Below are 9,883 nucleotides of genomic sequence, written 5' to 3'. Positions count from 1 at the left end.
CGTCGCGGCGGATACAGGATTCGAAAAGAAGATATAAATTCGTATATTAATAAGAAATTGAAAAACAAATAATGCCTTCTATGAATACTCGCGAAGGCATTATTGTTATTAAGGAAAGGTGAGGCGTATGGATAAGTCAAGAAATGTAGTGAGCGCAGGAATGCCGGAACTTCCAAAATGCCCAAGCGGCATTCAGGGTCTGGACGAGATCACATTCGGTGGTCTGCCTAAAGGGCGGCCGACTTTAATATGTGGAGGGCCCGGCTGTGGCAAGACGCTTTTGGCCATGGAGTTTCTTTGCAGGGGCGCTCTGCAATATAACGAACCCGGAGTTTTTATGGCTTTTGAGGAGAAAGAGCAGGACTTGGTAGAAAACTTTGCCTCGCTCGGATTCGATCTGAAGGCGCTTATAAAAAATAAAAAGCTCGCTATCGACTACGTTTACATCGAGAGAAGCGAGATTGAGGAAACAGGCGAATATGATCTCGAGGGGCTCTTTGTCAGATTGTCTGCCGCGATCGATTCGATAGGCGCGAAAAGAGTTGTGCTCGATACGATCGAAGCCCTGTTTTCAGGCTTTTCAAATGAGTCGATCCTTCGCGCGGAATTAAGACGGCTCTTTCGTTGGCTTAAAGATAAAGGGGTCACGGCTATCATTACCGGCGAAAAGGGTGAGGCGCTTCTTACAAAGCATGGCCTAGAGGAATATGTCGCTGATTGCGTCATATTTCTTGATCACAGAGTAACCGAACAGATATCGACCAGACGACTTAAGATAATAAAATACCGAGGTTCAAAGCACGGGACTAATGAATTCCCGTTCCTTATCGGCGAAAACGGTATTTCCGTATTCCCTATGACATCGTTACTTTTAGCAGGCGGCGCGAGTTCGCATCGGATGTCGTCTGGTATAAAAAGCCTTGATGAGATGCTTGGTAATAAAGGTTACTACCGGGGCAGTGCTATTCTTGTATCTGGATCAGCAGGAAGCGGAAAGACAAGTTTTGGCGCACAGTTTGTAGATTCCGTATGCCGCGACGGCCAGCGTGCTTTATATTTTTCGTTTGAAGAGTCTGACGCGCAGTTATCCAGAAATATGAAGAGTATAGGGATGGACCTTAAAAACTGGGTAGATAAAGGGCTCTTGAAGATTATCGCCAACAGGGCGACTCTTTGCGGGCTTGAGATGCACCTTGTCATGGCGCATAAGGCTGTTAAAGAGTTTAAGCCCAAGGTCGTTGTTATAGACCCGCTCACAACCATGATAGGTTCCGGGGAGATGGATGAGGCAAAGGCGATGATCGCACGCCTTATCGACTTTTTGAAGAATGAAGGGGTAACTGTTTTGGCAACAGACCTCACCATAATTGGAGGTAAGGGTGAAGGGACAGAGGTAGGAATCTCATCACTTTGCGATACATGGATGCGGCTTTCTATGGAGTTGCTTGGCCATGAAAGGATGCGAAGGATAGCTATCATCAAGTCCAGAGGCATGAAGCACACTCACAAAACTATGGACTTTATAATCACTAACAAAGGACTCGAGATAAAAGAGATTCCCGGTGTGAAGGAGAATGTCCAATGAAAAAGATACCTTACGAACTTAAATTATATGTTGCGGGAGCAACACCTAAATCATTAGAGGCATTCGCTAACCTTAAGATGATCTGCAATGAACATCTGAAAGGGCAATACTCTATCAAAGTGATAGACCTTCTTAAAAATCCCAAGCTTGCCAAAGGCGACCAGATAGTGGCCATTCCGACGCTCGTGAGAAGATTGCCTGAGCCTATAAAGAAAATTGTTGGCGATCTTTCAAACAAACAGAGAGTTTTGGTGGGGCTGGATATAGTCAAGAAAGGATGATATATGGTCAAAGTAAAAAGAGTACCTAAAACACCCAAATCCAATAAATATGTCCTTCACCTTTATGTGGCAGGATTATCTCCGCGATCTCAAAAAGCGATTAAGAATATACGGAAGATATGCGATGAACACTTGCCGGGCCAGTGCCAGCTAACGATCAAAGATATTTATCAGAATCCTATTCTGGCCAAGAACGGTCAGATACTAGCGGCACCAACGCTTATCAAAGAATTGCCTTTACCATTGCGCAGATTCGTGGGGGACATGTCGGATACCAATAAATTACTTGTTGGTCTGGATTTACGATTCATTGATAAACCGGGGATTGCTACTGTTGCAAGATAAGAATTAAAGGACAGATGAAAGAGCCAAAGAATCTTCTAAAGGAAAATACGGATTTGAAGTCGCGACTCGCTGAAGCCGAAGAGTTATTGGCCGCGATCAAGAGCGGAGCTGTGGATGCGCTTGTTACCAATGATGAAAAGATCTTTATTCTAAAAGGGGCGGATCATGCTTATCGTGTTTTTGTTGAAAACATGAATGAGGGGGCGGGTGCTCTCACGCCTAACGGGATAGTGATGTATTGCAACAACTCGCTGGCGAAGGCGCTTGGCGTTCCAATAGAAAGGATTATTGGCGGATCTATCTTTGATTTTGTCGGGACGGATGATATTTCAAGACTTAAGTCGATTTTGCGCAAAAGTAAAGATCAAACCACCCGGGATGAAATTCATCTTAAGAAAGATAACAAAAAGCTCTATCCGGTGGCGGTGTCATGCAGTCCTATGAAACTTGAGGATGAAGGCATATGCATGGTAGTAACAGACTTAACTGAACGAAAAAACGCAGAACTTAAGATTGCCAAACAACGCGAGGAGATTTTGCACGCCACCCGGGTTGGCAAGCTTGCGGAGTTTACCGCGTCATTGGCGCATGAGATCAGCCAACCTTTAACGGCCACTCTCTCTTATGCTCAAGCTGTCCAGCGCATGTTTAAAGGAAGAGAACCTGAGCTTCAAGAAATTTTGCGGCACATCATTCATGATAATCATCGGGCGGTAGCGATCGTCCAACAGTTGCGTGACATTTTAAAGAAGAATGAGCCTAAAATGAAGCCGCTCGATATCAACGCCCTTGTTAAGGCGACTGTTGATCTTGTTATTACGGACGCCACTTTAAGGAAGGATGTCTTAAAAGTCGAACTCGAGAGTAATCTTCCATTTGTTTACGGCGATCAGATACAGATGCAACAGGTTCTCATGAATCTTATCAGTAACAGTTTTGATGCCCTTAAGAGTCGGCGAGGTGCCCGTTCGGTATTGATTCGCACATCGCGAAAAGATGCCGATACGATTGTTGTGGAGGTGATTGACTCCGGGTGCGGGATTTCTAAAGAAAACATACCCAAGCTTTTTTCTTCTTTCTTTACCAGCAAGCCGGATGGGTTGGGAATGGGGCTGTGTATCAGCCGTTCCATTGTTGAGGCGCATGGCGGGCGAATAGAGATGAAAAATAATTCTGATCGCGGCATAACTTTTTATTTCACCATTCCCGTGATGCAACCAAAGTAGGGGATGGTAAATGCCCATAGACAAAAAACAAGTTTTTATTGTGGATGACGATGAGGCAGTATGCCGTTCGCTTAAATGCTTGTTAATGACTTATGGATTTACGGTAAGCACGTTCCTTTCAGCAGAGGAATTTTTTGTCGCTGTTCCGAATAGTATGAACGGTTGTCTGATTTTGGACATTCACATGCAGGGATTGGACGGGTGGGGAACAATGAAGCGGCTTATTAAATCCGGATCTAAACGCCCAGTCATTATGGTTTCTGCTGATAAAAAAGATGGACTCAGGGATACTGCTTTAAAGGCAGGGGCGATAGGTTTTCTACAAAAACCGTTTGATGCTCAGGCGTTGGTTGATTTGATTAACCAGACGCCTTGCGTTGTTCCGGGGTACTGAGGGCGGCTATTCGTAGCATGGTTTTACCGGAGAATCGTTTAAGCAGTGATTGATCTTTGTCGTTATAAATCAGTGGTTTCGCTGGATTTTTGCCGGTGTTGTGATAAAATGCCCTTATTGTACGGTCGGGTACTGTCGATTGGCTCCCCTAAGGATATAAGCGCTCCCATACTACGTTTTCGGTAAAGTGGTATAAGTAGGCTTGTTTCAAGGGGTTGTAGGGTTCGCCTACCGTCCACGACTACCCGTCATTTTTTGTTAAGATTTAAAAAATTATTTTTTTGAAGAGTTGTAACTCATTAATCCACAATCCCTTCCGTCGATTTCAAAAACTTGACAATCCCCAAAACGCATGTTATCTTTTCAACATTGCTACACGGAAAGCGTTTTCTGATTTAACCCCGGAGAAGACCATGATCAAAAGAATCCAAACCCTTGTTGTTCTCGTTTGCTTCGCATGCAATTTAGGCCTGCCTTCCGTCAGTTTTGCCGCCTCTAATACATTTCTTGATCTACCCGTTCCCGGGACCATGCTCTCCACAAGCCAGGCATTTACGCCTGCCTTGATCAAAGGCGTGCAGATCAATCCACAAAACCCTTTGGAATTCAATTTCATTGTTGATACCGGCGACTCCAGGATAAGCGGGGAGCAGTTAAAGACGGAATCGGCAAAGATGGTGAAGTATTTTCTGGCCTCTCTGACCGTTCCCGATAAAGAACTGTGGGTCAACCTTTCTCCTTATGAGAAAAACCGCATTATCCCGGAGAGTTTTGGGTTGACCGAAATGGGCCGTGACCTGCTGGCCCAGGACTATATCCTCAAACAGCTGACAGCCTCCCTGGTGTATCCCGAAAAAGAACTGGGCAAGACGTTCTGGGAAAAGGCCTACAAGCTGGCCCAGGAAAAGATGGGCACGACCAATATCCCCGTCAATACCTTTAATAAGGTCTGGATCATTCCCGATAACGCCACGGTTTATGAACATAACGGCAGTGCTTTTGTGGTCAATAGCCATTTGAAAGTGATGTTGGAAGAGGATTATCTGGCCCTGCAGAACAATCTGAACAACAAGAAATTCGGTACGGCCGGAATGGAAACGAAGGACACTCAAGCCATCAATAGCGTCGCCTCACAGGCGGTGCGCGAGGTGCTGATCCCGGCCATTGAAACAGAAGTCAATACAGGAAAGAATTTTTCTAATTTGCGTCAGGTCTATAACTCCATGATCCTGGCTATTTGGTACAAGCAGAATTTAAAAGAGACACTGCTCAACCAGGTCTATTCCAATCAGAACAAGACCAAAGGCATTGATGTTCAAGACAAGGCCAGCAAGGAAAAGATCTACAGCCAGTATCTGGAGGCCTTCAAGAAGGGTGTCTACAACTATATTAAGGAAGACCGCGATCCCGCGACCAATACCACGATCCCCAGAAAGTATTTTTCGGGCGGGGCCGTGGCGCCTTCACATGTGGAAGTCAAGACCGGCCTGGCCATGTTGGGGAATGACGAGCGCGCCGCGCTTCCCGGGAGCAATGCGCAGGTTGTGACTGTCGATCTGGTTGAAAATGCGACGCGGGCTGATGTGGCGATGACGGTAGCAGAAAAGAGGAGATTGGATAAAGTCATTAATGAGTTTCCCGGCCTTGTTGTTGTTGAAACAGCCTCAGAATTGACACATTTGGGGTTACGGGGCGCTTATAAGCAAGTGATGGATATCCTCGCGGAACAGATCACAGGTCAGCAAAAGCAGGCAAAAATTATCGATTTATTTCTAGAGCTCGCCAGGTCTGCAAAACATACAAAGATCAATGAGATTCTGGGGTGGCTTCAAACAACTGATATATCCGCCCAACTGGAGTCCACGGATAAGAAGACTTTGGGCAGGTTTAACAGAGCTATCAAAGACGCGTCTGATGGTATTGCCAAACAGATCTTTGTCAGAGTTGCTAAGGAATTGGGCATTATCATGCTGGTTCGCGTCAGCGAAGGGTTTGGACGCGATGGGGTTGCCGAGAGCTTGAAAGTCAATGAGGTGGTCGCTCCCGATGAGCTGGAAGGCGAAGCTTCCGCGATCATTGAAGCGATCAAATCGGTGGATGGCAAGTATTATCATTCAGAAAAAATGGGTAAGGCATATGGGATCGTCAATGCCATTATTGACGTGGTCGAAGGCACCAACATGTTTGTCACCAATTCTGATGGAAAGACGCTGACCACCGTTGAAGACGGAGAATCAGGTGCAACCAGTATTATTGCCGTTGGGGACGGTGTGGCTGATTTGGGCAATGCCCCGGATGGCTATGTCGGGCAATTCGTTACCAATCTCGGAGATGACGCATCCAAATTCAGAAAATTGACCGTTGATATTCACGGCGTTCCGCACTCTCTGAGCGATCCGGAGGTTTACGCGGAAAATCCGGAATTGATCATTGAATATCTTAAATTCCTGGCTAAGGTCCGCGGGCAGGAACTCACAGACTTGCAGGAAGAGATCGTTGTCATGGACAGAAAGCGTGAAACAAAGTTTTTAAATGTTTTGCGCGGATTGCAGCAACAGGTCCCCGGCCTTAAGATCACCACCATTAAAGACGGGACAGTTGCTCACGGGTTAAAAGCGGCCATGACATCCGAGATGTATAAAGCCGCCACCGGCCGTGATTACGGTATTCATAAAACCGTTATTACGGTCGCGGGTTCCGCGGAAGGGTTTTTGGTCTTGGCCATTGCCGGCGGGTTAAAAAGCAAGGGGACTGTGGGCGGTCTGCGCGTTTATAGCGGGCAAATGAATAATGATGAAGCTGGCGTGGAGGTCAACGACCAAAGCCAGCGTTACAATTTTCGTGTCGTTCCACATACCGATCCCGAGCAAAACGTTGATGAACCGGCCGATATCATGGAAGCGCGGGAATCTTACGGGGATGCCGAAGCCATTTTAAAAGGCAATAAGCTGTTCCATGAAGGGGATGTTCAGGGAAATGTCTATGGAGCTTTTTCTTTTATTTCAACCAATGGCGTCTTCGCCCAGGAAGGGGTGGACTGGGCCAAGCCTTCTGTGGTCAGAAACCTCATTATTGATACCAAACCTAAAAGAGCGCCGGTTGTCCGCATCGTGACCAGGGATTTGAACGCCGAACGGGCCGACCGAGCAATGGTGGTCAGTCAAGAGGCGCAAAGTGTTGCGGAATTATTGTCTAATATTGTGGAAGTAATAAAAGTAACAGCCGAGGGTATTCAGGTTTTGAATGAACATAAATTACGCGCCGAAACAGTGGATTATTTGGCGCAGGAAGCTGCTTTGAGTGAAAATGAGGATGTGCGGTTGACGGCCCAGAGGATTTTACGGGAATCCGCCAATGCCTTGGGTATCAAGGCCGCCTCGATCGATGCTTTTTATAAGGCCCGCAATAAACCGGATGGTTGGACGAAATTAACGACCCCGGCCTATAACGTCCGTACGGGTCCTGCCTATGTGTCAATGCGCCAGATCATAAGGGCGAATATGGAAGACAAGGTCGGGCCTTTTGTTCTTGAGTTGGCAACTTCGGAACGCAGATATACGGCGCAATTCTATCACGAATACACCGCGATGGGATACGCGGCCGCGATCAAAGAAGGGTATCGTGGACCGTTATTTTTCCAGTTGGACCACTTGCAGATCCCCGCGAAAGATTATGCCAAGGACCCGGAGGGGTCCATTAAAAAAGCCAAGACCTTGATGCATGAGGCGGTGGCGGCGGGTATTTATAACATTGACCTTGATCCGTCGACATTGTGGAATGATGTCATTTTGGAAGAAGTTCTGTCATTGGAGAGGGAAATTACCAATGAGTTTATCCAAACCCGCAGGGCGACAGATATTGAATTTAATGGTCAAATAATGGCGGCAGGTGACATCAAAGAAACCCATACCCAGGAATCAACAGCCCTACGGGACATCCGTCGCGCTTTAGTGAACATGCTGGAAGTGGGCCGCCCTGACATGATAGCGGATTATTATGAAAGAATTCTTGCCAAAAAGGCCGAACTGATAGCGCAAGGAGTTTTTAAAGGACATGAAGGCCTGGAACAAGGAGTGTTGACACAAGAAGATGTCCGTTATTTGCGGCAATATCCGGTCAGTGCGGATAAAATAGCCACATTGAAGGAAAAATACATTCAGGCCCTTGCGGTACCATTGCAGGTCACAATGGATTTGATCAGGTTTATCCGGCATGAACTTGAGCCGGAGTACAATCTTGATTTTCCGATCTCGATAGGGGTGGAAGAGCGGCATACAGATAACCCCCTGCATAAGGATTTTCCTTCTACGGTTTTAGGATCGCTTACGTTGATGCATCAGGTCGCTGAGCAAAGCCAAAAAGAGAACCTAGTTTTACCCAGCAAGGAAGCATTACAGACAGGAACACAGCATGGCCTGGGAGGGGAACCCTATTGGGGCAGTTATATTCAACATGAAGCAGCAGCGCCGGAGATCGGGGTTGGGGTTTTTGTGCAGCATGGGACCTCAACATTAAAAGAATCAGAGTTCCCGAATATGCCGGTGGTGGGGACAGGAGAGGCGCATTTGGCCACGAAGTATCAGCAATTGGCATTGGGGATTGCTGTTGAAAATGCCCCTGAATTACTTAAGGCCATGCAGGCATATTTGGAGGGCTTGGTCCACCCTGAGTGGGCTGAAGCTGATATGGACGCAGTTACTGCCGCGAAGATCAAACAGCAGGGCTTGTGGAAATCTGAGAAAAGGAAGTCGGATTATGAAGCCAAGTTCCGCGATATTTGGGAACGCGTTTTTGCCAAGTTGCGAGAACTTGGATGGAGCGATGAGAAGATCATGATCGGGTTGCTGTATGACAATATTGATGGCAGTTTGAAATTCACCGATGCAAAAGGGAAAGAAAAGAAGGTCCGGGGCGCGTTAAAGGACCTGACCAAGGAATTGTCCGCACCTTTTAAGAGAGAATTGTGGACGTTGGAGCAGGATGCGCAGGGACAGATCGCGCAAGCGGTTTATGAGGAAGTTAAGAGGACCAGTCGGGATTTGAATGTGGGTAACACTCAAGCCGTTTTGGCGAAGGCGATCCCATTTGAAGGATACAATGAACCGAAGTCCAAAAGACCGGAGGCTTTAGAAAAGGCTGTTGCCGACGCGGCGATGACGGCCAAAGCGCCTAGGGTGGATGGGGCGATAGGAAAACAATTGGAACGATACGCAAAACTCCAACTTTCAACCATACTTTCTAAGCAATTGGCAGCTAATTTGATTAGCCCCGATCCGGAGGCCATGGAATTGGATATTTTTACCGTTGGTGATTTAATGCGTTATACAAGAGAATCTTTGCTTGGTATAAATTATGAGTGGGCAGGGAAGGTATATCCTTTTCAAGAGAAGGAATTGCAAGAAATTGAAAGGGCTTTAGGTAGATTGGGTTTAAGGTTACCCAAAAATTCCGATGTGTTTTTAAAATCTTTAACTGCCATTGGTATCAGTCGAGACATTGCTGATAAGCTGGCAACCATAAGTTATAGGGAAGCCTATTCCATGGGAGATGTTGGTATTGGAGACATACATGTGACCGCTGACTTAACGAGACTAACGAAGGATGAATTTCAAAGAAAGACACGGTCACCTGCCGCAACAGTCGTAAAGATAGAGGCGGCATTAAGAGCATATGGGTATGGCTTTGCCCAACCTCAGCCCGACGCCGCGCAGTTAAGTAATGTCGATAGGGCGGTTGTGGTTGAGAAAGACCCCTACGGTGGTATCAACTTAGACCCGGCGATGCTGAATTTGCAGATCAAACGCGACGGCAAGGGCATTCCGCTACCCATCAACCAGCAGCCCATCGGCAACATGAAGATCGACGGGTTCATGCCGGTCATCATCAAGGTGACGCCGATCAGTAATTTGCCTTTGCTGTTGGGGCTCACCGATAAAGAACCCGCGCTGGCCTTAAGCCATTAACGGGTATTAAATATTTTTTCTAGTTTTTTAAACCCTCCGTGGATGATTTCACGGAGGGTTTTCTTGTTTTAACCCCCCGATGGTGTTAA

Annotated in this window: 6 protein-coding genes; all 6 read left to right on the top strand. The window is 46.7% G+C overall.

The features are described 5' to 3' along the window. The first annotated feature begins 127 nt into the window (after positions 1–127). Positions 128–1,585, top strand: a complete 1,458-nt coding sequence (kaiC, locus tag Q7K71_05870; GenBank protein ID MDO8675623.1) for a circadian clock protein KaiC — start codon at positions 128–130, stop codon at positions 1,583–1,585. After that, the gene (locus Q7K71_05865) at positions 1,582–1,866 is read left to right on the top strand and encodes a circadian clock KaiB family protein (protein MDO8675622.1); all 285 of its coding nucleotides are present in this window, start codon (positions 1,582–1,584) and stop codon (positions 1,864–1,866) included. The genes kaiC and Q7K71_05865 overlap by 4 nt, the downstream gene beginning before the upstream one ends. 3 nt (positions 1,867–1,869) lie before the next feature. Then, positions 1,870–2,211 carry a circadian clock KaiB family protein gene (locus tag Q7K71_05860; GenBank protein ID MDO8675621.1) on the top strand — a complete coding sequence of 114 codons (342 nt, stop codon included), beginning with the start codon at positions 1,870–1,872 and terminating at the stop codon, positions 2,209–2,211. Positions 2,212–2,225: 14 nt separating this feature from the next. Further along, on the top strand, positions 2,226–3,437 hold the full coding sequence (locus Q7K71_05855; protein ID MDO8675620.1) for an ATP-binding protein: 1,212 nt from the start codon (positions 2,226–2,228) through the stop codon (positions 3,435–3,437). 10 nt (positions 3,438–3,447) lie between these two features. Further along, positions 3,448–3,831: a response regulator gene (locus Q7K71_05850; GenBank protein MDO8675619.1), complete on the top strand. Its 384-nt coding sequence runs from the start codon at positions 3,448–3,450 to the stop codon at positions 3,829–3,831. A 413-nt stretch (positions 3,832–4,244) separates the two neighbouring features. After that, positions 4,245–9,794 carry a hypothetical protein gene (locus Q7K71_05845; GenBank protein ID MDO8675618.1) on the top strand — a complete coding sequence of 1,850 codons (5,550 nt, stop codon included), beginning with the start codon at positions 4,245–4,247 and terminating at the stop codon, positions 9,792–9,794. Positions 9,795–9,883 lie beyond the last annotated feature (89 nt).

It is taken from the genome of Candidatus Omnitrophota bacterium (assembly GCA_030650275.1).
Taxonomy (GTDB): domain Bacteria; phylum Omnitrophota; class Gorgyraeia; order Zapsychrales; family Fredricksoniimonadaceae; genus JACPXN01.
This window is presented reverse-complemented; position numbering and strand designations above follow the sequence as displayed.

Excerpts from the sequence above, each read along its gene's own strand:
- kaiC (MDO8675623.1), top strand. The coding sequence starts at position 128 with ATGGATAAGTCAAGAAATGTAGTGAGCGCAGGAATGCCGGAACTTCCA.
- Q7K71_05850 (MDO8675619.1), top strand. The coding sequence starts at position 3,448 with ATGCCCATAGACAAAAAACAAGTTTTTATTGTGGATGACGATGAGGCA.
- Q7K71_05865 (MDO8675622.1), top strand. The coding sequence starts at position 1,582 with ATGAAAAAGATACCTTACGAACTTAAATTATATGTTGCGGGAGCAACA.
- Q7K71_05860 (MDO8675621.1), top strand. The coding sequence starts at position 1,870 with ATGGTCAAAGTAAAAAGAGTACCTAAAACACCCAAATCCAATAAATAT.
- Q7K71_05845 (MDO8675618.1), top strand. The coding sequence starts at position 4,245 with ATGATCAAAAGAATCCAAACCCTTGTTGTTCTCGTTTGCTTCGCATGC.
- Q7K71_05855 (MDO8675620.1), top strand. The coding sequence starts at position 2,226 with ATGAAAGAGCCAAAGAATCTTCTAAAGGAAAATACGGATTTGAAGTCG.